The sequence below is a fragment of the Dyadobacter sp. CY312 genome (genome assembly GCF_021390535.1).
In the GTDB taxonomy this organism is placed as follows: Bacteria; Bacteroidota; Bacteroidia; order Cytophagales; family Spirosomataceae; genus Dyadobacter.
In genome coordinates, this window is record NZ_JAJUXG010000018.1 from 82,154 (window position 1) to 105,596 (window position 23,443).

Annotated in this window: 23 protein-coding genes; 10 read left to right on the forward strand and 13 right to left on the reverse strand. The window is 41.7% G+C overall.

What is annotated here, in order from left to right; all coding sequences use genetic code 11:
* The first annotated feature begins 248 nt into the window (after positions 1 to 248).
* On the forward strand, positions 249 to 899 hold the full coding sequence (locus LZG71_RS23705) for a carbonic anhydrase (RefSeq protein WP_233824627.1): 651 nt from the start codon (positions 249 to 251) through the stop codon (positions 897 to 899).
* A gap of 49 nt (positions 900 to 948) precedes the next feature.
* Positions 949 to 2,526 (forward strand): SulP family inorganic anion transporter, encoded by a 1,578-nt coding sequence (locus LZG71_RS23710; RefSeq protein ID WP_233824628.1) that lies wholly within the window; start codon positions 949 to 951, stop codon positions 2,524 to 2,526.
* Between the two features lie 125 nt (positions 2,527 to 2,651).
* Here the strand turns inward: LZG71_RS23710 and LZG71_RS23715 are convergent, their stop codons facing one another.
* From LZG71_RS23715 to LZG71_RS23750, 8 genes are all read right to left on the reverse strand, one after another.
* A complete protein-coding gene (locus LZG71_RS23715; RefSeq protein WP_233824630.1) occupies positions 2,652 to 3,125 on the reverse strand; it encodes a hypothetical protein in 474 nt (157 codons plus the stop codon).
* A gap of 17 nt (positions 3,126 to 3,142) precedes the next feature.
* Positions 3,143 to 3,580, reverse strand: a complete 438-nt coding sequence (locus tag LZG71_RS23720) for an ash family protein (RefSeq protein ID WP_233824632.1) — start codon at positions 3,578 to 3,580, stop codon at positions 3,143 to 3,145.
* Between the two features lie 54 nt (positions 3,581 to 3,634).
* Positions 3,635 to 4,177 (reverse strand): RNA polymerase sigma factor, encoded by a 543-nt coding sequence (locus tag LZG71_RS23725; protein WP_233824633.1) that lies wholly within the window; start codon positions 4,175 to 4,177, stop codon positions 3,635 to 3,637.
* A gap of 204 nt (positions 4,178 to 4,381) precedes the next feature.
* Positions 4,382 to 5,338 carry a transketolase family protein gene (locus tag LZG71_RS23730; protein WP_233824635.1) on the reverse strand — a complete coding sequence of 319 codons (957 nt, stop codon included), beginning with the start codon at positions 5,336 to 5,338 and terminating at the stop codon, positions 4,382 to 4,384.
* A 44-nt stretch (positions 5,339 to 5,382) separates the two neighbouring features.
* A complete protein-coding gene (locus LZG71_RS23735) occupies positions 5,383 to 6,288 on the reverse strand; it encodes a transketolase (RefSeq protein ID WP_310587783.1) in 906 nt (301 codons plus the stop codon).
* Positions 6,289 to 6,322: 34 nt separating this feature from the next.
* Entirely contained in the window at positions 6,323 to 6,781 is a 459-nt protein-coding gene (gene bcp / locus LZG71_RS23740) for a thioredoxin-dependent thiol peroxidase (protein WP_233824639.1), read from the reverse strand.
* A 6-nt stretch (positions 6,782 to 6,787) separates the two neighbouring features.
* Positions 6,788 to 8,737 (reverse strand): M23 family metallopeptidase, encoded by a 1,950-nt coding sequence (locus LZG71_RS23745; protein ID WP_233824641.1) that lies wholly within the window; start codon positions 8,735 to 8,737, stop codon positions 6,788 to 6,790.
* 57 nt (positions 8,738 to 8,794) lie between these two features.
* A complete protein-coding gene (locus LZG71_RS23750) occupies positions 8,795 to 9,424 on the reverse strand; it encodes a fumarylacetoacetate hydrolase family protein (RefSeq protein ID WP_310587784.1) in 630 nt (209 codons plus the stop codon).
* A 224-nt stretch (positions 9,425 to 9,648) separates the two neighbouring features.
* On the opposite strand from LZG71_RS23750, the gene LZG71_RS23755 reads away from it, so the two are divergent.
* The 3 genes from LZG71_RS23755 to LZG71_RS23765 all read left to right on the forward strand — a co-directional run bounded on the left by LZG71_RS23755 (position 9,649) and on the right by LZG71_RS23765 (position 13,316).
* On the forward strand, positions 9,649 to 10,296 hold the full coding sequence (locus LZG71_RS23755; RefSeq protein WP_233824646.1) for a C40 family peptidase: 648 nt from the start codon (positions 9,649 to 9,651) through the stop codon (positions 10,294 to 10,296).
* Positions 10,297 to 10,443: 147 nt separating this feature from the next.
* On the forward strand, positions 10,444 to 11,664 hold the full coding sequence (locus LZG71_RS23760; RefSeq protein WP_233824648.1) for a hypothetical protein: 1,221 nt from the start codon (positions 10,444 to 10,446) through the stop codon (positions 11,662 to 11,664).
* Positions 11,661 to 13,316 (forward strand): hypothetical protein, encoded by a 1,656-nt coding sequence (locus tag LZG71_RS23765; protein WP_233824650.1) that lies wholly within the window; start codon positions 11,661 to 11,663, stop codon positions 13,314 to 13,316. Before LZG71_RS23760 ends, LZG71_RS23765 begins: the two co-directional genes overlap by 4 nt.
* A 31-nt stretch (positions 13,317 to 13,347) precedes the next feature.
* On the opposite strand, the gene LZG71_RS23770 is transcribed toward LZG71_RS23765, so the two are convergent.
* Positions 13,348 to 14,010 carry an HAD family phosphatase gene (locus LZG71_RS23770; protein ID WP_233824652.1) on the reverse strand — a complete coding sequence of 221 codons (663 nt, stop codon included), beginning with the start codon at positions 14,008 to 14,010 and terminating at the stop codon, positions 13,348 to 13,350.
* A 255-nt stretch (positions 14,011 to 14,265) separates the two neighbouring features.
* Between LZG71_RS23770 and LZG71_RS23775 the strand changes: the two genes are divergently transcribed.
* The gene (locus tag LZG71_RS23775; RefSeq protein ID WP_233824654.1) at positions 14,266 to 14,724 is read left to right on the forward strand and encodes a hypothetical protein; all 459 of its coding nucleotides are present in this window, start codon (positions 14,266 to 14,268) and stop codon (positions 14,722 to 14,724) included.
* 12 nt (positions 14,725 to 14,736) lie between these two features.
* The gene (locus tag LZG71_RS23780; protein ID WP_233824656.1) at positions 14,737 to 15,210 is read left to right on the forward strand and encodes a hypothetical protein; all 474 of its coding nucleotides are present in this window, start codon (positions 14,737 to 14,739) and stop codon (positions 15,208 to 15,210) included.
* A 40-nt stretch (positions 15,211 to 15,250) separates the two neighbouring features.
* Here the strand turns inward: LZG71_RS23780 and LZG71_RS23785 are convergent, their stop codons facing one another.
* The 4 genes from LZG71_RS23785 to LZG71_RS23800 form a co-directional block, all read right to left on the reverse strand.
* Positions 15,251 to 16,357 (reverse strand): MBL fold metallo-hydrolase, encoded by a 1,107-nt coding sequence (locus LZG71_RS23785; protein WP_233824658.1) that lies wholly within the window; start codon positions 16,355 to 16,357, stop codon positions 15,251 to 15,253.
* 187 nt (positions 16,358 to 16,544) lie between these two features.
* Positions 16,545 to 18,446 carry a M56 family metallopeptidase gene (locus tag LZG71_RS23790; protein WP_233824660.1) on the reverse strand — a complete coding sequence of 634 codons (1,902 nt, stop codon included), beginning with the start codon at positions 18,444 to 18,446 and terminating at the stop codon, positions 16,545 to 16,547.
* A gap of 95 nt (positions 18,447 to 18,541) precedes the next feature.
* Positions 18,542 to 20,503: a M56 family metallopeptidase gene (locus tag LZG71_RS23795; protein ID WP_233824662.1), complete on the reverse strand. Its 1,962-nt coding sequence runs from the start codon at positions 20,501 to 20,503 to the stop codon at positions 18,542 to 18,544.
* A 22-nt stretch (positions 20,504 to 20,525) separates the two neighbouring features.
* The gene (locus tag LZG71_RS23800) at positions 20,526 to 20,885 is read right to left on the reverse strand and encodes a BlaI/MecI/CopY family transcriptional regulator (protein WP_233824664.1); all 360 of its coding nucleotides are present in this window, start codon (positions 20,883 to 20,885) and stop codon (positions 20,526 to 20,528) included.
* Positions 20,886 to 21,034: 149 nt separating this feature from the next.
* Between LZG71_RS23800 and ispF the strand changes: the two genes are divergently transcribed.
* From ispF to LZG71_RS23815, 3 genes are read left to right on the forward strand one after another with little or no spacing between them, the layout of a single operon-like run.
* Positions 21,035 to 21,544 (forward strand): 2-C-methyl-D-erythritol 2,4-cyclodiphosphate synthase, encoded by a 510-nt coding sequence (ispF, locus tag LZG71_RS23805; protein WP_233824666.1) that lies wholly within the window; start codon positions 21,035 to 21,037, stop codon positions 21,542 to 21,544.
* A gap of 27 nt (positions 21,545 to 21,571) precedes the next feature.
* Entirely contained in the window at positions 21,572 to 22,711 is a 1,140-nt protein-coding gene (locus LZG71_RS23810) for an amidohydrolase family protein (RefSeq protein WP_233824668.1), read from the forward strand.
* A 29-nt stretch (positions 22,712 to 22,740) separates the two neighbouring features.
* The gene (locus LZG71_RS23815) at positions 22,741 to 23,358 is read left to right on the forward strand and encodes a hypothetical protein (protein ID WP_233824670.1); all 618 of its coding nucleotides are present in this window, start codon (positions 22,741 to 22,743) and stop codon (positions 23,356 to 23,358) included.
* Positions 23,359 to 23,443: the final 85 nt, after the last annotated feature.

Genomic DNA, 23,443 nt, shown 5'->3' on the forward strand with positions numbered 1-23,443 from the left:
ACACTTCGGTACAACTACATCATAATACGGCATCAGTAATTCTTAAAACTGTATTTTCCTACGCCGTACAATGCGAAAACGAGATTTTCAAAAATCTCTTCTCTCCTCCCCCGGAACTCGCCTGATTTAATCTTCCCAACATTTTATTCCGTGCATTAGCAAATGCCTCATTCATTTCATTCATGATTTGAATTAAGGACATTTTGATGCTTCGCACGTTTTTTCATTCAGGATTTAAATCAGAAAAAATGATACGTTCATATAAAAAGTTATTTGACAATAACGAGAAGTGGGTTTCAGATACAAACAAGAATAATCCAGACTTTTTTAACAGCCTCGCACAGGGTCAAAGCCCTGAATTCTTATGGATTGGCTGTTCAGATAGTCGTGTACCAGCCAATGAATTGACCGGAACCGCGCCGGGTGACATATTTGTAACACGAAACATTGCCAACATGGTCGTGCATACCGATATGAGCATGTTGAGCGTGCTCGATTATTCCATCAATGTACTTGGCGTTAAACATGTGATGGTGGTAGGCCATTATGGTTGCGGAGGTGTGAAAGCAGCCATGGGAACCAAGCAGGTTGGTCTCATAGACAACTGGCTTCGTAACATTAAGGATGTGTACCGTTTACACGAAACCGAGCTTAATGCAATAGAAAATGAAAGCGATAGATTTAACAGACTGGTTGAACTGAACATAAAGGAGCAGGTTTTTAACCTGACCAAAACATCCATCGTGCAAAACGCATGGGCTAATGGTCAGAGTCTGCTTGTTCACGGGCTTGTCTACGATGTTCATACAGGTTTGCTTAAAGATCTGAACATCTCCATCGGAGATATAAGCAAGGTCGAGTCCGTTTACAAATTCGATCTTCAACACTCGTTGCAGTAATCATTTCATTCACTCCTGTCCTCGAATCATTTAAATTATCATACCTACAATGTCAGCTAGTAAGAATAATTTGTTATCTAATCTCAAATACGACTTCCCGTCGGGACTGGTGGTGTACCTGGTCGCCCTCCCACTATGCCTTGGGGTGGCACTTGCTTCAACAGGCAGATCGGACCTTCTATTTTCCGGTATTATTGCCGGTGTAGTAGGTGGAATTGTCGTAGGCTCACTGAGTGGTTCCGCCCTTGGGGTGTCTGGTCCGGCAGCTGGATTAGTGGTAATTGTACTAACGGCACTGGACACGCTGGGCAGTTTTGAAGCATTTTTGCTTGCCGTTGTTCTGGCAGGTTTACTCCAGATTATTGCAGGATTTCTCAAAGCCGGGATCATTGGCTACTATTTTCCATCTGCGGTAATTAAAGGAATGCTGGCAGCCATCGGGATCACCCTCGTGTTGAAAGAAATACCGCATGCTTTCGGTTATGATGCTGATTTCATGGGAGACGAAGCATTTGCTCAAAAAGACGGGCAGAACACTTTTAGTGAGCTTTTTAATGCTGTAAAATATAGCAGCGTAGGTGCCATTGTCATTTCATTGGTGTCATTGGCTTTGCTCATTCTGTTCGATAAGCCCTTCATGAAAAGGATACAACTCTTTAAATTTCTACCGGGAGCTCTTTTTGTTGTAATGGTTGGAACGACACTCAACATGCTCTTCGGAAGCGTAGCTCCTCAGTGGGTGTTGTCTGGAGAACATCTGGTTCAGTTACCGGTAGCTTCTAATGCGAGTGAGTTTTTCAGCTTTTTCAAAACACCGGACTTCTCTGCGTTCCAGAAAGTGGAGGTTTACACGGTCGCAATTACAATCGCTATCGTTGCCAGTTTGGAATCACTGCTCTCCGTAGAGGCCACAGATAAACTGGATCCCTATAAAAGGAACACGCCGACCAACCGCGAGCTGATAGCTCAGGGGGCAGGAAATATGGTTTCGGGATTAATAGGCGGGCTTCCAATTACCCAGGTAATCGTGCGTAGTTCGGCCAATATTGAGTCAGGTGCCAGAAGTAAAATGGCAACCATCATCCACGGCAGTATCCTATTGCTATCTGCGATCTTTATTCCAAAGTATCTCAACTTTGTGCCATTGTCGTGCCTTGCTGTGATATTGTTGATGGTGGGTTATAAACTATCCAAATTCTCCCTGTACAAAGGCATGTACAAACTTGGGAAAGATCAGTTCATTCCGTTTATCGTTACGGTTATTGCTATTTTAAGTACAGATCTTTTAAAGGGGATCGCCATTGGTATGGTGGTTGCGATTTACTTTATACTAAGAAAAAACTACAAGCACTCTTATCACTATAAGAAGGAAGAACACCGTGATGGAGATGTGATTACGCTTATTCTTTCTGAGGAAGTTACATTCCTTAATAAGGGAAGCATTGGTCTTACACTCGATAACCTGCCCGAAAACTCAACCGTGATTATTGATGGTACCAAGTCTGTCAACATTGACTACGACGTACTTGAAATTATTCAGGATTTTAAAGAGCACACAGCTCAGCAAAAGAACATTACAGTTGAGACCAGAGGTATCAAAGGTGTATCGGCCGTAGGTGGCCATTAGGAACTTTGTATGAATCAAATAAGCAGCGGCCGGATCAATTCAGATTCGGCCGCTGCTATAATAGAAAATCCCGCAAAAGATAAATTCCATTGCGGGATAAAAATTAAATGTAATAAGTCGATTTACTAGTTAGAACTTCCTTCTGGTCTTTGCTTTAGACGTTGAAGCAACATATCGTTAAATGTTTTTTCCGCCTTATAAAGCTCAATTACCTGATTAGCCGTAATTACCTTTAAAAAACGGTTCTGGTATTCTTTTTCCAGATCCAGTTCACGTTGTTTCAGCTCCTGGACTTCCTTCAAATTGCCGAGTACCTGTTCATCTGTTTTTCCTTCCGCTTTTTTATCATTGATAATTTTGCGTTGTGCGCGATGAATATCTCTGCGTTTCTGGCTGTATTCATTATACACCGGCCAAAATCCGGTCGACTGCTCAGCCGTTAAACTCAATCGATTGGTGATGATCGCAACCTTTGCATCCTGTATCTTTTTCATTTCATCTTCCGAACGGCGCTGAGCATTAACTGCTGTAACCGAAATGAAGAGCAAAATAACCGGAAGTACACCGTGTTTCAATTTCTTTAATAGTTCTGATTTCATCTTTATCATTGTTAGGGTCAAATAGTTTCTCCGGAAGCTGATTCTAATAATTGCTGACGGATAAAATCACTGTCCATATCGTCCAAATAATTCAAAATTGTTGAGTCCGTATCAAAAGCTTTCTGAACGACTTTATGCTCGCTTAAATCGTAATAGCTGATATCCTGATCTTCCAGATAAGCCACAATAGAAGCATCGCTAATGTCTGTCAACGGACCTTCTCCCAGTGCACCCTGACGCTCCGGAACCGTAACCCATACCAGCACCAGTATCAGCGCCATTGCCGAAACCAAAGATACCGAACGTTGCCACGACCACCCTACCAAAGGTTTCCGCGCAGGTTCCGAAACAATTCTTGACTGAATGATCTGTGGTAACTTGTCAAAATAACCATCCGGTACAGAAAAAGGCGTTTCCTTTTTCAAATCATCCAACCGTATGCGTTTGTTGTCCATGACTTTTTAAATTTCTTTATTAACGGAGGTTTGACTTATTAAAATCGTAATGGTTTAATCGGTCTCGTTTAAAAAATCTTCAATTTTTTTTGTAGCCCAGTGATACGAAGCTTTCAGAGCACCAACTGACGTTCCTGTGATTTCAGAAATTTCTTCATATGGCAACTCTTCATAATACTTCAAATTGAATACTAAGCGCTGTTTTTCAGGGAGTTTCAGAAGTGCTTTTTGCAATTTCAATTGTATAACGTCACCGCTAAGCTCCGGATCCGCTTCCAGCTTTTCACTCAATTCATTCTCAACATCGTAGATCGGAATGAAGAAACGTTTTCTTTTTTTATTCAAAAAATTGATTGCTTCGTTGCTCGCAATGCGATACAACCATGTATAAAACTTAGCGTCACCACGGAAATTTTCCAGTGCTGTCCATGCTTTGATAAATACATCCTGCGTAATATCATTGGCGTCGTCATGATCAACAACCATTTTGCGAACCAGCCAATAGACCTTTTGCTGGTACTTACGTACCAGTTGATTGAAAGCGTTTCGACGCGTTTCGGGATTCTGAAACAGAGCTAATAATTCTTCGTCAGACATTTACAAAAATAAACCTGTTTGTCGATTACAGGCTAAACCGGAGGAAATTAAATCCTATACCTGACTAATAAGAGTTCAGGTGCTTCAATTATACATTATTTTACTAATACGGACAAATATAACAGAGTCTTGCAAAAAGCGAAATGATGATCTGCTTTCTACAAGACTCTGCAAAACTGCTACTTAGCAGCAACTTTATAAATACTATTGTTTACGGGCGATAGCACGCTTCGCGGCAGCAACAATATCTTTGGCAGTCAAGCCATATTTTTCCATCAATTGTGCAGGCGTTCCGCTCTCTCCAAAGCTGTCGTTTACGGCTACATATTCCTGAGGAACCAATTTGTTCTTAACCAAAACCTGTGCAACGCTGTCACCCAAACCACCCAGACGGTTGTGTTCTTCGGCAGTTACTGCACAGCCAGTTTTCTCAACAGATTTCAGAATTGCTTCTTCATCCAAAGGTTTGATGGTGTGAATATTGATAATTTCAGCATTGATACCTTCTGCTTCAAGTTGTTCGCCAGCCTGAATTGCTTCCCAAACCATGTGACCCGTTGCAAAAATACTTACGTCAGTACCTTCGTTCACCATCCATGCTTTACCAATCTCAAACTTCTGGTCCGCATCTGTAAATACAGGAATTACCGGACGGCCGAAACGCAGATAAACAGGACCTTCGTAATCAGCGATTGCGATCGTTGCTGCTTTTGTCTGGTTGTAGTCGCAAGGATTGATAACCGTCATGCCCGGAAGCATTTTCATCATTCCCAAATCTTCAAGAATCTGGTGTGTTGCACCATCTTCTCCCAAAGTAAGACCGGCGTGAGAAGCACAGATTTTTACGTTTTTATTAGAATAAGCAACACTCTGACGGATCTGATCGTAAACACGACCAGTCGCGAAGTTTGCGAATGTAGTTGCAAAAGGAATTTTACCTCCGATTGTTAAGCCGGCAGAAACACCAATCATGTTGGCTTCCGAAATTCCGCACTGAACAAAACGATCCGGATTTTCTTTAATGAATGGTTCAAGTTTTAGAGAACCAACAAGGTCAGCACAAAGTGCAACCACATTTGGGTTCTGCTGTCCGAGAACATGCATCCCGGCTCCAAAACCAGAGCGGGTGTCTTTCTTTTCAGTGAAAGTGTATTTTTTCATTATAACTTAATGTCTATATCTGTTAACCAATCAGGCTGTATCTATTAATAATCTCCCAACGTCTCTTCCAACTGTGCCAATGCAACAGCCAACTGATCATCGTTAGGTGCAGTTCCGTGCCATTTGTGCGTGCCCATCATGTAGTCCACACCAAAGCCCATTCCTGTATGAAGAAGAATCATAATCGGACGACCGTGTCCCAGTCTGCTTTTCGCTTCATAAAGGCCTTTAACAACAGCAGCCATATCGTTACCTTCTTCAATAGAAATTACTTCCCATCCAAAAGCTTCGTATTTTTTACCAAGATCGCGGTTGTTCATTACTTTTAATGTAGGACCGTCGATCTGTTGTCCGTTCAAATCGATGATCGCAATCAGGTTGTCTACCTCGTGGTGTGGTGCAAACATAGCTGCCTCCCAAACCTGGCCTTCCTGCTGCTCTCCGTCACCCATCAAAACAAATACCGAACGATCGTCCTTATTCAGTTTCTTAGCAAGTGCAGATCCAATTGCCGCCGACATTCCCTGTCCAAGTGAACCAGATGCGATTCTGATTCCTTCAAGATGTTCGTGCGTCGTTGGGTGACCTTGCAAACGTGAATCCAGCTTTCTGAATGTAGCAAGTTCACTCTTCTCAAAATATCCTCTATGTGCTAATACGCTATACCAAACCGGAGAAATGTGGCCATTGGATAAGAAGAACAAATCTTCCCCTTCTCCGTTCATATCGAAAACAGGTTTGCCATTTTCTTCTTTAAGCTTCATTTGCTCAAAATACAGCGCTACCAAAATCTCCGTACATCCCAAAGATCCTCCCGGATGGCCCGACTGACAGCCATGCACCATGCGGACAATATCCCTGCGAACCTGGGATGCTACTTTTTCTAATTTTTCAATTTCCATTTCTATTAATTTTTCTTGCGGATTGGCTCCTTTTAAAAGATTGTAAATTTGGTACTAATCAGACTTAGAATATGACTATTTATTATTCAGTTTTACTAAGAATTTGATCTGTATGATTTTTTGTATCGACTTTTTGGATAATCTCTTCAATCACACCCTTTTCGTTTATCACAAATGTCGTTCTCGCCGTGCCCATGTAAGTTCTGCCATACATGCTTTTTTCCACCCAAACACCATACGCTTCTACAATTGCATGATCAGTATCTGCAAGCAAAGGAAAAGGCAAATCAAATTTTTTGATAAATTTCACATGAGACTTTTCTGTATCAACACTTACTCCGAGCACTACATAACCTTTGTTTAAAATGGCGTCATAGTTGTCGCGCAGATTGCATGCCTGTGCGGTACATCCGGGCGTGTCATCTTTGGGATAAAAATAAAGAATTACCTTCTTACCTTCAAAATCAGATAGCTTTACTTCTTTTCCATCCTGATCTTTCGCTGCAAACTTTGGAGCAGCATCACCCACTTGAAGTGCCATAACGTTCTATTTTTTTCGTTTAGCCGATTTTACAACCGGTTCTTTCAGTTCAGTTTGCAAGATAGTACTATTTCCCGCCCTATCCGTAACTTCAAGCGTTAGTTCTCCTTCAAAAGGAAGGCTTTCATCAAGCTTTTCTGACCATACATATCCTGTCTTACTATCAAAATTCATCAAAACCCATTCCCCTCCAATTAAAGCTCTGGAACGGGAAATTCCGGAAGATGTATCCCAGACATAGCCTCTTATCCTCGTTTTGCTGTGTTCTAAAAGCCTCACCTTAGGTGGTATGGTATCTGTCTGAATCACAAATGTCCCCAGTTCTTTTGTATCAAAGCTGACCTTATCGCCCAGCCACTCCCCTCCTATAAACCGATATTCACCATCCAGATACCTGTATACTTGCGTCCTTTCCTTGTTTTCGGGTGCGTTTCCGGGAGTAAACGAGATCGACACAACATCTTTTAGCGCAGTTCCTTTTGTATTCACTGTCAGATAATTCATATTCTGCTGTCCTGTCACAAATAATGTATCAAACAAGCTCGTTGGTTTAAAGTCAACCGACCAATTTTTGCCGTTAAATGCCGCCTTAGTACCTGGCAGAATCTGCGTCCGCAGATAAGTTCTTGCGACAGAATTCCCAATCTTAACCGAATCCGGCATCAGTTTACGCAAATCCGTCAAAAAAACGGCGGACTCTTTGTCGTAAAAATCAGGCTCTTTATTCACCTCTTTCCCTGCTATATAATAAGTAGCTGACGGAACTGCACTCCTGAAATTTTTAGCCCTCACCATCAGCGTATTTTCCTGGATATCTGTTTGTATCCATTCCGGATTCACTTCTGTATCAAATACCGGCAGTTCAGTACTTCGTTCTTCACCCTTGATCGTAAAAACCAGTTCAGAAAAATTCTCGTAAGAATCTGAAATACGAATTTTTACTTCATGTGACAATGTATCTGTAATATTCAGTTTGCCTTTCAGCAAATCTGTTTTATACAAATTGAATGTATTGCCATCAGGAACGTAACACCTCAAATACCGTTGCCCTGTTTCCTGCTCCGTTTCGTAGTCGATCAGGTTGTTGTAATCCCTGGTAGATGCATTCGGAAAAATTTCCATGTTATATGAAAATACCTCCTGTCCATCCATTTTGATTTCAATACACTGCAATCCGTAGCGGAAGCCAGTTCCTGTCATCTGGTCATGCGCCACCAGGTCAATACCGATTAGTCCGGTTGCTCTGACTGGCTGGGCAATACGGTAAGATCCGTCTTTCAACTTAACAGGGCTATATACCCGACGATCAAACTGCCCGTTCACCCTTCCGTTGATATCCAACGGTCGTATGGCCAGATTGACAAACTTTGGAGGAGTTATATCCTTAATTTCCCTAAAACCGAAATACAAAGGATTCAGATAGTTGTCCTGCGAATCCCTGATCTCAAAATGAAGATGCGGCCCGGCTGATCCGCCTGTGTTTCCGGAAAGTGCTATCACTTCGCCTTTGCTAAAACTAAACTGACCGGCAGCGGGGAACAGATCAATTTCAAAACTCTGCTTTTTGTATTGCTCCTCTCTCACATACGCTGCAAGTTTAGAACTGAATTTGAGCAAATGGCCGTAAACAGTAGTCTGACCGTTCGGATGTTTCAGGTAAATTACATTTCCGTAGCCGCTTCGCTGCACAGCTACTTTGTAGACATATCCTTCCGCAGCAGCATAAACCGATAATCCTTCCCTCTGCTGGGTGCGAATATCCAACCCTGCATGAAAATGGTTTGTCCGCAAATCACCCAGCCCGCCAGCCAGCGTATTGGTCAAGCCTGGCATAATCGGAAATTGGTAATAATTCTTAGGATAAGATTCCTTTTGAGCCGAAGCAGGAGATACTAAACCTATAAATCCTGTCAAAAAGAACCCGAAGCGGACAAGTGTCCGAAAAACATTTTGCATGAAAAGAAGTGTATGATAATAGACTGTTAAGTCTTGGAGAAATTTAAGATGACACAATTATCTAACGAATAATTCCAGCATCTTCTTGCCTTCTATTGAAGCGGTTAGCTTGTCTCCTATTTTAACAGACGACACACCTTTAGGCGTTCCTGTGAATATCAGATCTCCTTTTTTCAACATAAAGTACTTGGAAACAAAGGATATCAGGTAATTGATGCGGTATAACATCATGGAAGAATTGCCATTCTGACGCGTTTCGCCATTTACATCAAGACTAAAATTCAGGTTTTGAATATCTTCAAAATCGCTAACCGGAACAAAATCCGACACAGGCGCCGATCCGTTGAATGCTTTTGCCAGTTCCCAGGGTAAACCTTTACTTTTAAGTTCTGATTGTAAATCACGGGCAGTGAAGTCTATACCTACTCCGATCTCGTCGTAATATTTGTGTGCAAATCGTTCTTCAATGTTTTTACCAACCTTATTGATCTTCACCACAAGTTCCACTTCATGATGGATATCATTCGAAAAATCAGGGTAAAAAAATGGTTCGCCAAGACGAATCTGAGCAGTTTCCGGCTTTAAAAATATAACTGGGGCATCAGGACGTTCGTTGTTAAGCTCGGCTATATGATCGGCGTAATTGCGACCTACACAAATAATTTTCATCTTGAAATACTGGACAATATGGTTATAACTGCTGACTAACCCGCCAATGCGGCTTAGCCCAACAACAAAACTACTGACAAAGCAGCCAGAGACATAATATTTATTCCGATTTTTAATAATGTATCATTCTTTAAATTTCGGTTGACAAAAGTTGCGCATTCTTTTAAGACACATTTGACAATTTTTAAAAGAAGTGACGTTATTTGTATGACAAAAAAATACTGCCGGCCAAAATTTTGCGCATGACCAAGTACATTACCAAATATCTCTTCCCCATATTCTTTTTAGTGTTATCAATTTCTTCTTGCGATACGCTCAAGAAGGGACCTTCAACTGCATCAAGCTCAAAATCAAAGAATTCAGGATATCGATCTGGTCCGTCAAGATCGGCTTCCCGCACACCTGCAGGAAGGACCCCTGCAAGGAAACCCGCATCCAATACCGGCAGAGCAACTGCTGCTCGCCCGACCTATACCCGTCCTTCCGGATCTTACAGCGCTGAAATTCCAAAAGTTGTTGAAGTAGCCCGCACGTATTACGGCACGCCCTATCGTTCTGGCGGAAATGATAAAAATGGAATTGACTGCTCAGGTTTGATCTGTTCGGTATATTCTGAAATAGGTGTTAAAGTTCCACGGATTTCATGGCAGCAATCTGAGTTTGGGGCAGAAGTAGCCGGTATCAACGAACTAAAACCAGGCGACTGGGTCTTTTTTGTTCCGGAAGCAGGAAAAGAAGGTTATGTTTCCCATGCAGGGATTGTAACGGATGTAAGAAATAATGACGAAATCATGTTCATTCACGCCTCCACTTCTAAAGGCGTAAGAGAAGACAATCTGTTTTCCAACTATTTTAAAGGAAGATTTGTAAAGGCAATACGCCCATTTTGAGGCATTTACAGTATATTATCTGTAATACAGCTCTTTTTAATAGCATTACACAGTAACTGTTACCAAACATTTATAGGGGAAATAACCCCCTGAAATGTCTGTAGTTAGTGTACTGAGACGTTGAACCTGATTCTCTCTATTCAAGTTATGGAAACTACTTTTACGCCATCGCCTTCCGACACAGGACGAGTGACTGCCGCGCAACGGAATGAGCAAATTCCTATTTACATTCTGGCGACCGTTTTTTCGTCTTTTTGTGTAATCACCGGTCTGATCTGGGACATTTGCTGGCACATTTCCATCGGCCGCGACGGGTTGCTTTCACCGCCACACCTGGTCATCTATCTTGGTGCAGTTGTTGCCGGATTATTTTCCGGATATGAAATTCTGAGAAAAACGTTTTGGGGATCTGATTCAGAAAAATCCCGAAGCGTCAAAATATGGGGGTTCTTTTACAGCACACTCGGAGCTTTGTTTTGTGTTTGGGGTGCTCTTGCTATGCTTACTTCCGCTCCATTCGACGACTGGTGGCATAACACCTACGGACTGGATGTCACCATTCTTTCGCCACCACATACGGTGTTGTTACTCGGAATGATCGGTATACAGTTTGGAGCGATGATCAGCGTTATCGCTTTAAAAAACCAGATAAAAACAAAAGGTTTTCTGCGTCCGGATACATTAAAGAAAACGGACAACAAACTATTTATTCTCTTCGCGCTTTCCGGTGGATTCCTGCTTACAATTTGGTTTACTTTACTCTCGGAAGAATTAGGCAGAATGGAATCTCACCGTTCGAGTTATTACATTTATGCAGCTGCGGGCTTTCCTATATTACTTATGGCGGCGGGCAAAGCTGTCAGTCATAAATGGACGATAACTGCCATAACCGCAGTGTATACCATATTCATGTTGGGTACGCTCTGGATCATTCCGCTTTTTCCTGCCGAACCAAAGTTAGGCCCGATCCTGAATCACATTGATCATTACCAGGCATTCCAATTCCCTTTGTTGCTTATTGTTCCAGCTATTGCACTCGATATACTTCGAAACAGATTTGCCTATTGGAACGACTGGAAACTTACATTCCTCCTCGGAACCACATTCCTTGTCATTTTCTTTGGCGTACAATGGTTTTCAGGAGGTTTTTTAATGGAATCACCTTATGCCAGAAACTGGTTCTTTGGCTCCGAATCCTGGTATTTTGGCAACAGCCCTGACTGGGAGTTCCGTTACAAATTTGCACCCTGGATGCTTGAAAGCACACCCGAGCTATTAAAGGGTTTAGGGATAGCATTGGTCGCTAGTATTATCTCTACCAAAATCGGACTATCATGGGGTAACTGGATGCATAAAATTCAAAGATGAAAAAACTATTATTCCTTCTCTTCCTGATTTCAATCAGCCAATTTGCACTCGCTCACATTGGCAGTTCCGGTGTACAAATGCAGGGACAAGCCGGACCATATAAGGTATTGGTCAGTGTACAACCTCCTGACGTAATTCCCGGAACTGCAAAAGTTTCTGTTTATATTGAAACAGGTAGTGCCTCGTCAGTAGAAGCACGCCCGATTTATTTTCGGTCGGGGGACAAAGGAGCGCCCTCACCGGACAAACTTCAAATTGTCCCCGGTCAGTTGGGACAATTTGAAGGCGAAATCTGGCTAATGGAAAATGGATCATCCAGTGCTCAGATTCTGATTGACGGAGACAAAGGAAAAGGTGAATTGATTGTGCCGGTAATGGCTATGTCAACGGCTCAGCGGGAAATGCCGGAGGGATTGGGTATAGGACTTGGAATTCTCGGTGTACTTCTTTTCACTCTGATGATCACCACAATTGGAGCCAGTGTGAGCGATGGATTACTTCCGGCAGGTGAAAGTTTATCTAAACCCAGACAGAGAAAAAAGTATATCAACATGGGCATTGCCAGTGTTGTATGCGCGGTTATCTTGTATGGAGGAAGCAGCTGGTGGAACAGCTGGGCAGCGGAATACAAGCAATATTTGTACAAACCTTTGCAGGGCAACGCATCCATAATTAATAAGGAAAACCTAAGTGTTTTTCAACTTAAAATTGACACTACCGGTTGGGCTGCGCAGGAAAGGGGTAGCATGCTAAGTACACTCATTCCTGACCACGGAAAGCTGATGCACGCATTCCTGATTCGTACTCCGGGTCTCGACGCGTTTGCACACATTCATCCCGAAAGAAAAGACAGTACCACTTTTGAGGCTTTACTGCCCAGTCTACCTCCGGGCAAGTATTTGGTTTATGCTGATATAGTACGGTACTCCGGTTTTGCTGAAACCATTACTGACACCATTGTTATTGGAGAACAGCCAAAACGCATTGCAGAAATTGAGACTACAACAAATGAAGATACCTATGTAATTACAGATCCAATAAATGCTCCGGGAAATGTGGCACTGGATGCGGATGTTGTCATTTGCGGCAAACCAGGAACCAAAACCGTTTTTCAGGATGGTTCCTATGCTGTTTGGGAAGGCAAACAAGATCAGGCGCTGGAAGCGGGAAAAGCACATCAGCTGACTTTCGGACTTTTCAACCCTGATGGGAGCGAATGTCTGCCGGAACCCTATCTGGGCATGATGGGCCATGCCGTGGTGGTAAGCGCGGATGGTTCGGTTTACATTCACCTGCATCCATCCGGTTCTTTCCCGATGGCAGCTGAAAACATCTTCAAAAACCGCCTGGCCGATACGACCAAACTCATAAAACGACCAGCCTCAGCAATATTCAGAGATAGCGTCGACAGCTATCTGAGTAGACTAAAAGCCATGACCACATTGGAAAGAGAGGAATTTCTGATGACTGAAATGGGGATGTATGAGCCCAACGAAAATGGAATGGTTGGAATGGATCACGGCAGCATGATCTCATTCCCATATTCTTTCCCTAAAGAGGGTCGCTACCGGATTTTCTTACAGGTAAAAAGAAACGAAAAGGTATTGACTGGCGCATTTGACGTCAAAGTAAAAGGTCCGGTACAACTTTAAATCACACCGGAACTGTTCTCATTTTGCACCACTATTTGGCGAATAATCCTTTTATCGCTTCAAAAGATAGCTCATTGTAGTTTGCAACGTACAAATTGCAAGGAGGCAATTCTTCTATTGTATGAGAACTTAATACGCCAACGACAAGCATCCCCGCGTTGATTGCTGCACTTACGCCGGAGAATGAATCTTCAAAAACCACGCATTGATCTGGCGTTACACCAAGATTCGCTGCCGATTTAAGATATACCTCGGGATCGGGCTTATGTTTGGTAACATTTTCACTTGCCAGGATGGAGCCAAGTTTTTCCTGAATTTCAACCTTGCTCATGATCAGATCCAGGTTGGCACGGGGTGCGGACGTGGCAACACCAAGTTTAACATCATGGCTATGCAAATCGACTATAAAGTCGACTATCCCCTCAATGGGTTCTATGTATGGCTCATATATTTCTCTAAACAGACTTTCTTTCTCGTTTTCCAACTCCAATAATTCTTCGCCTGCTATCACTCTTTGCAAAAAATGGCTTAGAATATAGCTATTGCTTTTTCCGAACATGTGCTGAGCAAAGTCCTCGTCAGTAGGAGCAAGATTACGCTTGGCAAAAAAACTACGAAAGGCTTTCGAGTGGTATGGATTGGTATGGCAAATGACGCCATCCATGTCAAAAATTACTGCTATTTTATTATTCATCCGGCAAAGTTAAGAAATGTGTTGGAGTGCTATATTAAAAGAAAGGTGAAGATTAAACGTACTATAAAATTATTACAAACATTAGAGAAATAATTCTTATTTTAGCATTAGACTATCGAATAAATATAGGATTTTGTATAAATCCATCTAGTCGTCCTTAACTTTACTGGCATACCATTTTCTTATAGCTTACATAGCTAAAACATACCCCAAGACTTACCCTAACACAGTATTTGTTTTAATTAAGTTGCTTTTATGAATGAATTAGAACGAATGAACAATGGGGTGGATCTTCATCCTGTTACCAAAGTCGCGCCGCTCACACCACTGGAAGTTTATGATAAGTTCGGAGCAATGGCTTATGGCATTATTCTACAAATTGTGCCACAACCGCATCTTGCACAGGAAATACTAGTCAATGTTTTTGCATCTCCGCAACTACAAGCTTGTAATAGCTACCCGTTCACTTTTGCTGTTTGTGTGATAAAGCTAGCCAGAGCCAAAGCAGTGGAAGCAAAGAAAAAACTGATGGCGATTGGTACTGATGATGTTGAAAATACACTTGAAAACCTTGATTTGTCCCCTCAACGTATTTTTGATCTTTCCTTTCGTCAGGGATTTACGCCTGATGAAGTAGCTCAAAAGCTAAAGATATCCAAATCTGAGGTACTTAAAGCGCTTCACGATTTTTTCAAGTCCTACCGCAACTCTTAATTTCATCACAAATTGGAAACAAAAGATTTCATAGAAAGTGGAATTCTGGAAGCATACCTACTCGGCTTCACAGCCGAAGATGAGAAGGAATACGTGCAAAACAGAATTCTGACCGACCAACAAATTACCGATTACGTACTGGACCTGGAAACTGATATACGATTATACTTTGATCAGCATACAATACCTCCGCCACCAGAAATTAGAGAGATAATACAGCTAAGGACTACTAAAAGAGATATTCAGAAAAAGAAGCATGTCTTTGAACAGAAATCAGCAGAAGAACCTAAGAAGAAAGATGAATATCTGGAAATTGAGGTCAACGATACATATATCAAAGTGCACAAGTTCTGGCGCCCTGCATTTATAGCTGTTTTTATCTTATCCAAGATATTTCTGATTGCCGGGTTGTATTATTACTTTAAAACCACCAGCCTGGAACAGGAAAACGAAAAACTAAAATTAGAAATACAAAATATAAAGTAATGAAAACAGCCTGGTCCACAAGTGAGCCAGGCTGTTTTCATTATTGCTTGGTTGGTACATCCCACCACTTTTTGTCGGGATAAATCGTGTCCAGTACAATCTGTTCTCCTATCATCGGCGTTGTCAGTTTTAAACCCAATTCCGCCGCTCGTTTGCTGATACGCTTTGGTGACTCATTCCAGGGATGCAAGCCCAGCGTGAATTTACCCCAGTGAACCGGCCAAACCACTTTTGCACCAAGTTCTACACCAACCTGAGCCGTTTCTTCGGGCATCATATGTATGTAAGGCCACATTTCATTATACTGCCCGCATTCCAGAATAGCCAGGTCAAATGGTCCGAATTTACGACCAATCTCTCCAAAATGTTTTTCATATCCTGAATCTCCGCCAAGGAAAATCTTGTGTTCAGCAGATTGAAGTACGTAAGAAGCCCATAATGATTTTCCTCTCCTAAAACTTCTTCCCGAAAAATGTCGGGCAGGTGTAGCAGTTAACCGCATTCCACCGCCAAGCGCATTGGTTTCTTCCCACCAGTCGAGCTCGGTGATGTTGCCGGATGCAATTCCCCAGTGAACCAAGTGTGCCCCTACACCAAGAGGAACAATGAATTTGGTTGGCATGCCTGCAAATTGTTTCAGGGTTTCATAATCCATGTGATCGTAATGATCATGTGAGAGAATTACAAAATGGATGGTCGGCAGATCTTTAAATTCAAAAACATGTGTTCCGTCGTAATTCTTGGTTCCGGCCCATTGCACGGGAGAAGTCCTTTCGCTCAAAACGGGATCCATCAGAATGTTTTTCCCATTGATTTGCAACATATAAGCAGAATGCCCGAAATACGTAATCGTTGGTTTTGCAGCTGGCGCAAGCTTCAAATCTGTTTTTACGGATGGTAATTTAAAATCCGGATCGGTTTTGCTTTTATCGTTAAACAAAAACTGAATTGCTAACTTGAACATGCTGGCGTTCGGGGCGCTCACCGGTGTATCAACCAGATTAACGAAACTTCCATCCTTGTAATTGGGCGATTTCCTGATGCGTTCCAGTCTCGGGCCGTCCGGGTCTTTGCCAAAAGATGCCTGCTGCATAAAAAGGAATAAGGCGACTCCGCCCAAAATTAAAATCCAGAGGAGTATAGCCATTGTTTTTTTTAAAATACGTATTGGTTTGTTGTTCATGGATTCCTGATCCTATAATGAATGAAATGCCCGTAAACAAAATTACCGGCCTCATATAAAGCCGGTAAAAATAGTTTATTAAAATCAGATTTTGCATTATCGGTGTACTTGCATCACCTGGATTTTCGATATGCTATAAATCGTCTCGCAATTATTTCTCTTCAAATGCCGGCCTTCCCCTGATTTTTTCGACAGGCCATGTTTCAATCCACAAGATTTCACTCAACTTATTATCATAGTAACCTGCCAAATCGCCTTTCAATAAAATGATATTCTTGATCTCTTCGCGTAAAGGTTCCTGCCCGAAACCTACTTTTTTGGCGTTACGAAATCCATTCACTAAGCATGGCTCCTTATCTAATCGTTTCAAATCAAATGCATTTACATCCAAATACTCATAGTTATTTTCAAGCAAATCCGTTGGAGGCGCCTGGGACACCAGCTTGTATGTATAATAGAGAATTGTGCTTTGTGTCTGATCATAAGCTTGGGCATTTTGATTAATACCAAAAACCTCATAGAATTTTTTATCTTTAAATGCTTCATTTACTACTCTATAATCTACTTCAAGATCATTCAAATAAACCTTTAGCACCCCATCATAACCCACCAGTTTACCGTATCCATCAAAATAGGCGTTTTTGAACTTTGTAAGAATTTCTTTGGGCTGAGGATATGCTTCCGCAAATGCCACTTTCAAATCGTACTCCGTTCTGAATTCCGATTCTTTCCTGTCCAGATATTGTTTAATATCATTGCGGATGTTTTTAAACTTTCCGGAGTTGAAAAAACTATCCTTGGGTACATAGTACGGAAAAGTAGTATGCCGCTTAAATATTTTATTGCCTATTTCATCATCTCTTGTCAGGAACGAAACCAAAAATTCTCCATCCCCCGGAACATCTTTTTTTAGTGACGACCCCATCGCGAACTTTTCATACTCTCCTTGCCCTGAAAGCCCATAGTATACCACCGAATCCTGAAACTTCTGTGTATCAAGTTCGTAATAGTAGAATCCGTCCCCATCACTTTTGATTATCTTTTTCAGTAATTTATTCTCACTCGAAATTTCCAGTTTTAAAGGCATATTGGAAACTCTTTTGCCTGTTTCTCCGTCTACCAGCAGTCCTGCGATGTAAATTGTGTTCTTGTTCTGTACAAACTGCTGTTCAATATTGCTTCTGAATGCAACGAGTAACACAGAAATCAGAGGCAAAACAAACAGAAATCGTATCAGCTGTATTTTTGCCGTTTTCATTTTGTTCATCATAATAATGCGCTGTTTAAGTGATGAAAAATTAAATTGGTTGGCTATCCGAAATTCGGGCACACCAACGACTTTGAGAAGAAGATACTGGTAAGATTTCGCGTCAACGCCGTTTTCCAAAACGGCACGGTCGGCTATATACTCAAGGTTCTGGCGAATGGCTGAACGGAGCATCCAGGCAAACGGATTATACCAGTTCAGAATACAAAGTACTTCCGACCAGATGATGTCAATCGTATGCTTTTGTTTCACATGAATAAATTCGTGCAGCATAATTTCTTTGAGATCGCTGTCGCCATGCAGGTTTCGGTTGAGGAAAATGGAATTACCAAAAGAAAATGGCGCAATGTTCTTCTCAACCTGAAACACTTTTACTCCAGCATCGGAGATCAGCCGGGACCGGCTCCTTATTTTGTAAAAAGAGAACAGGGAAATTATTCTCGTCATGAACACGACAGCTGCTCCTGTAACGAGTAAATACAACAGCATATCCGTATAGCTCACTTGCGACATACCCGGGTTGATAACGGGTGCGGAAGCAGACTTTACCGTCAGGTCCTGCACAACCGGGACAAATTTAACGATTCCACTTTCTGAAAGTTTTGTCTCCCGAAGTTGGTATTCCACATCAATAAACGGAATTATAAAAGCAAGCAGACTGTATCCCAGCAAATACCATCTGTTCCAGTTGAAGAACGTGTATTTCCTTAAAACAAAATGATAAAAAACCGTTATCAGGGTCAGGCTGATCGACAATTTGACGACGTACTCAAGCAGAGGTGACATAACAATTCGGTTAAAGATTCACAGAATGCACTTCAATTTGTTAATCAGAATGTATAGTGTCGGAGAAACAGCGTCTGCCTTCCACGGAATGAAACTTAATTGCTCGCAAATGCTGGTCGCTCAAAAACCTCATCCACTGGCCTGGTTTCAATCCAGAGTACTTTGTCCAGTTTTTTGTCATAATATCGGGCGAGTTTACCTTTAAAAACTGCAACCCTTTTTATCTCTTCTTTGAGCGGCTTCATATTACTCCCTACACCATATGTCTGGCGGAATCCATCCAGAAAATAGGCTTCATTATCTAACCTACTGAGATCAAACGAACTCGCATCAATCCATTCGACATTTTTATCCTTAACCAGAGATGTTGGAGGCGCGTCTTTGTTTGTAGAAAAGGTATAATAAAATAGGTCTCTGGAAGGCATCTCAGTATTGAAAAATATATCTGCATTATGTAATGAAACCAGCCCATCCCTACGCGCACGATTTATTTCATTGTAGGCAACTTCCTTTCCATCCAGGTGAAACTTTAATCTGCCCTCATAACCGATCAATGCTTGCTGCTGATTAAAATAAGCATTTTCAAATTTCGTGATCACTTGTTGCGGCCTTTTGTAGGCTTTTTGAAAGGCAATAATCAAATTCTGCTCTTTAAGTGGTTGTATACTTTCCTGTTGTAAAAAAGATTTTAGCGCATTTTTAATGTCAGAAGATTTATTCGAGTCAAAAAAGTTGTCCTGACTAACGTGATAATATGGGTAATGTGAATTCAGCACCCTTGGAGAGTTCGTTTTTCGTACGAAAGTTATTGGAAAATCAGCTTGCCCCAATCGGGCATTTCCAGCAGCTCGCCCTAATGCAAGAATTTCACCAATCGGCTTGCCATTTAAGGTAGATGTTGAACCAAAAGCAAAACCAGTGTACTCACCGTCCTCGTACAATATCCCATAGTACAAAACCGAGTCCAATGGATAATTGCTCGTGTCAAATTCATAGAAATAAAACCCGTCTGAGTCTGTTGAAATGCTTATAGCGGTTTGGCGATTTCCCAATTTTAGTTCCAACGGCAAATTCTCTATGGGATTACCAGTTCCTATTTCCAAGACAAGCCCAGATATGTAAATTGTCTTGTTTTCTTTACCTGATTTCACCCCCTCTGAATTAACCTGATTTTCAATATCCTGCCTGAACGCAACAAGTAAAACCGATATCAATGGTAATACAAACAGAAACCGTATCAACTGTATTCTTGCTGTTTTCATCTTGTTCATCATGATAATCCGTTCTTTAAGTGATGAAAAATTAAACTGATTGGCTATACGGAATTCTGGCACGCCTACAACTTTTAAAAGAAGATATTGATAAGACTTTGCGTCAACGCCGTTTTCTAAAACAGCACGGTCGGCTATATACTCAAGGTTCTGGCGAATGGCTGAACGGAGCATCCAGGCAAACGGATTGTACCAGTTCAGAATACAGAGTACTTCCGACCAGATGATGTCAACGGTATGCTTTTGTTTTACATGAACAATTTCATGAAGCATAATTTCTTTGAGATCGCTGTCGTCATGAAGGTTTTTGTTGAGAAAAATGGAGTTACCAAACGAGAACGGTGTAATATTCTTTTCAACCTGAAATACCTTCACGTCACCATCGGAAATGAGCTGTGCGTTACTCCTCAGCTTGTAATAGGAAAATAAAGCCAGAATAACCCTCACAAACATAAGCAAACCGCCCACGAGCAAAATAGCAGTTAAAACCTCCGAACCGGTTACCGGAATTTCCTCAACCGATACAGGTTGTAAATGCGCCTGTGATACTGCAAAATTCTGAACAACCGGAATGACTTTAACCACCTCATGCTCCGAAAGTGCTACTTGCTTTAACGCCGGATCAATATTGATAAACGGGATAAAAAACGTCAGCAACGAATAGCCCAGCAAATACCATCTGTTCCAATTGAAGAAGGTGTATTTTCTTAAAACAAAATGATAGAAAACACTGATGACCATCATTCCGATGGAAACTTTTACGACATATTCGATGTAAGGCGACATAACTATCCCGTTTTAAATGTCTCTACTTTTTTCCCTCAATTAAACCTATAATCTCCTTCAATTCATCCGCCGATATCTTGTTTTTCTCCACAAAAAAGTTCACCATTTCTTTGTAAGAATTTTCAAAATAGTCTTTCACCACATTTCCCATGAACTTCTGTTTGTAAGCCTCTTCGGTAATCGCAGGCGAATACAGATAGGCGTTACCGATCAGTCTGCTTTGCACGTAACCCTTCTTTTCAAGATTCTTAATCGTAGAAGCCAGCGTGGTGTATGGTGGCAATGGCTCTGCAAGTGCTGCCATAAACGACTTGATATTTCCCTCTCCTATTTTCCAGACTGCCTGCATGGCGTCTTCTTCCTGTTGTGTTAGCTTTTCCATATCTACGAACTTTTCGTAAATCTACGATAAGTTCGTAGATTGTTGCAAGAGTTTTGAAAAATAAATTACGTCATGGCAAAAAATCATTACTTGTCATTCCCGCTTACAATCGCCAAATTGCAGTTAAGCTTTAAATAACTAAGACAAATATGTTCCCCTTCCGAATAGGACAAGGCTACGACGTACATCAAATGGTAGAAGGCCGGCCTTTCTGGCTTGGCGGTATTTTAATCCCTCACACTCATGGGGCAAAAGGACATTCCGACGCCGACGTTGTTTGCCATGTATTGTGTGACGCTCTTCTCGGTGCCGCCAACATGCGAAACATTGGTTATCATTTTTCGGATAAAGATCCGCAGTGGAAAGGTGTCGACAGCAAACTACTTTTGTCAAAAGTGCTGGAAATGATTCGTGAAAAAGGATTTGAAGTCGGTAATGTAGATGTTACAATTGTGCTTCAAAACCCAAAGCTCAATCCCCACATTCCTGAAATGAAATCCTGCTTGTCCGAGGTCATGGGTGTTTCAGAAGAAGATATTTCTATAAAAGCGACAACTTCTGAACATCTGGGTTTTGTGGGTCGGGAGGAAGGTATTGCCGCACATTGCGTTGCGCTAATTTACAACACTAGTTTAGCAACAAATTTTGGTACGAAATAAAACGATATACCTTTCAAATTTCCAAAAATGAAATTGATAAAACTTCTCCCCTTTGCCCTTGCTATTGGTTTTACTTATCAATCACTTGCCCAGCAAACCCAACCTAACATCACCCAACCACTGGGTTTCGAAGAATATGATCCCATTTCAACACTAAAAGTTGAAGAACACCCAGTTAAAAGAGCCAAGTTTCCATTTATTGATGTTCACAATCATCAGTATCAGATGCCTACACAGGATTTGAAAGCGCTGACAAAACAAATGGACAGCCTGAATATGGGTATCATGGTTAATCTGAGCGGTCGTGGCTGGACACAGGAGTGGGCAGAAGGAACTGCAACGTTGAAAGGTTCGCTTGAAAATGTAGCTAAAAATGAGCCCAAGCGAATTGCCATTTTTACCAATCTTCAATTTAAAGGATTTGGAGAAAAAGACTGGTCAGCAAAGGCTGTGAAGCAGCTGGAAGAGGATGTAAAAATGGGTGCGAAAGGCCTCAAAATATATAAAAGTCTTGGTTTTAGTGGCATAAAAGACGACAAAGGTAACCGCGTTCCGGTGAGCGCGGCGGGACTTCAACCGATTTGGCAGAAATGTGGAGAACTGGGTATTCCTGTGATTATCCATACGGCGGACGTCCCGTCTTTCTGGGATCCGATGGATCGATACAACGAGCGCTGGCTGGAACTCAAAACACACCCTGGGCGCCGTCGCGGTCCGAATGATCCTGTTCCGTTTGATTCGCTTATAGCAGAACAGCATCACATTTTCCGAAACAATCCTAAAACGACTTTTATCAATGCGCACATGGGTTGGTATCCCAACAACCTCAAAAAACTGGATAGTCTCATGACTGTGTTTCCAAATATGTATGTCGAGATTGGAGCAGTAATTGCTGAGCTTGGCCGCCAGCCACGTGCTGCAAAAAAGTTTTTTGACAAATATCAGGATCGCGTTTTATTTGGAAAAGACAGCTGGGTGCCTGCCGAATATGCCACTTACTTCCGAGTGCTTGAAACCGAGGACGAATATTTTCCTTACCACAAAAAATATCACGCGTTCTGGCGCATGTACGGAATGGGGGTATCGGACGAAGTGCTGAAAAAGCTTTATTACAAAAACGCGCTGAGGATCATTCCGGGACTGGATAAGAGTTTGTTCCCGAATTGATAACAGTTTTCAAACCCAATACCTATTTCATGAAACAAATAACCCCATATAGAACTGTTGATGAAGCACTTACCTCACTGGACAACGGCGGGCGGTTTTATAATATTTTCACCCGGGAGGAAGATGGGACTATTGCCCAGGCAGAATTAGCTAAAGTGGCTGGTTTATTTAACGAAAAGCAAAAGCTAATCCTTTTCCTTGACCTGTCTTTATCTCAGCTGGATACACAATCCAGAGAGTCAGTCATTTCCAAACTTGATGATCAGTTACGGGTTACTTACAAGAAGTATAAACCAATCGAGATGACCCCATCTGAGGTAAATGTGGTTGGGACAAAATCTTCAAATATAATTGTCACCGGCATCCCGGAAATGAAGGAATCAAAGAATTACTTTTCCGGAATGATATTGGTGCCGATAGGAAAAGCCTTTGTTCCGATTCCGATCAGCGACATGTATACTGTTTACGAAATTAAAGATGAGCAATCTTCTGAAATGATCCTGATTGCTCACGCCAAAGGTTCGGAAAAATTACCCGAAAAGAGAATTAAGGTTGGTGGTGTTTTAAAAGAGGTGAAGCCGAAAAAGAATGAAAAAGTAGTTGTTGAACAGTTTCTGGAAATTAACTATTTTCTGGATTTGGATTGATCGGGTGATGCGATTGAAAGTACCAAAAACACTTTTTAATAAATCGCGTTACAAACCCTTAACCACTACCACCCCGATTGCGAAT

Bases quoted from the DNA above. Each gene is read 5' to 3' on its own strand.
- LZG71_RS23705 (WP_233824627.1), top strand. From the start codon at position 249: ATGATACGTTCATATAAAAAGTTATTTGACAATAACGAGAAGTGGGTT.
- LZG71_RS23710 (WP_233824628.1), top strand. From the start codon at position 949: ATGTCAGCTAGTAAGAATAATTTGTTATCTAATCTCAAATACGACTTC.
- LZG71_RS23715 (WP_233824630.1), bottom strand. From the start codon at position 3,125: ATGAAATCAGAACTATTAAAGAAATTGAAACACGGTGTACTTCCGGTT.
- LZG71_RS23720 (WP_233824632.1), bottom strand. From the start codon at position 3,580: ATGGACAACAAACGCATACGGTTGGATGATTTGAAAAAGGAAACGCCT.
- LZG71_RS23725 (WP_233824633.1), bottom strand. From the start codon at position 4,177: ATGTCTGACGAAGAATTATTAGCTCTGTTTCAGAATCCCGAAACGCGT.
- LZG71_RS23730 (WP_233824635.1), bottom strand. From the start codon at position 5,338: ATGAAAAAATACACTTTCACTGAAAAGAAAGACACCCGCTCTGGTTTT.
- bcp (WP_233824639.1), bottom strand. From the start codon at position 6,781: ATGGCACTTCAAGTGGGTGATGCTGCTCCAAAGTTTGCAGCGAAAGAT.
- LZG71_RS23745 (WP_233824641.1), bottom strand. From the start codon at position 8,737: ATGCAAAATGTTTTTCGGACACTTGTCCGCTTCGGGTTCTTTTTGACA.
- LZG71_RS23755 (WP_233824646.1), top strand. From the start codon at position 9,649: ATGACCAAGTACATTACCAAATATCTCTTCCCCATATTCTTTTTAGTG.
- LZG71_RS23760 (WP_233824648.1), top strand. From the start codon at position 10,444: ATGGAAACTACTTTTACGCCATCGCCTTCCGACACAGGACGAGTGACT.
- LZG71_RS23765 (WP_233824650.1), top strand. From the start codon at position 11,661: ATGAAAAAACTATTATTCCTTCTCTTCCTGATTTCAATCAGCCAATTT.
- LZG71_RS23770 (WP_233824652.1), bottom strand. From the start codon at position 14,010: ATGAATAATAAAATAGCAGTAATTTTTGACATGGATGGCGTCATTTGC.
- LZG71_RS23775 (WP_233824654.1), top strand. From the start codon at position 14,266: ATGAATGAATTAGAACGAATGAACAATGGGGTGGATCTTCATCCTGTT.
- LZG71_RS23785 (WP_233824658.1), bottom strand. From the start codon at position 16,357: ATGGCTATACTCCTCTGGATTTTAATTTTGGGCGGAGTCGCCTTATTC.
- LZG71_RS23790 (WP_233824660.1), bottom strand. From the start codon at position 18,446: ATGTCACCTCTGCTTGAGTACGTCGTCAAATTGTCGATCAGCCTGACC.
- LZG71_RS23795 (WP_233824662.1), bottom strand. From the start codon at position 20,503: ATGTCGCCTTACATCGAATATGTCGTAAAAGTTTCCATCGGAATGATG.
- LZG71_RS23800 (WP_233824664.1), bottom strand. From the start codon at position 20,885: ATGGAAAAGCTAACACAACAGGAAGAAGACGCCATGCAGGCAGTCTGG.
- ispF (WP_233824666.1), top strand. From the start codon at position 21,035: ATGTTCCCCTTCCGAATAGGACAAGGCTACGACGTACATCAAATGGTA.
- LZG71_RS23810 (WP_233824668.1), top strand. From the start codon at position 21,572: ATGAAATTGATAAAACTTCTCCCCTTTGCCCTTGCTATTGGTTTTACT.
- LZG71_RS23815 (WP_233824670.1), top strand. From the start codon at position 22,741: ATGAAACAAATAACCCCATATAGAACTGTTGATGAAGCACTTACCTCA.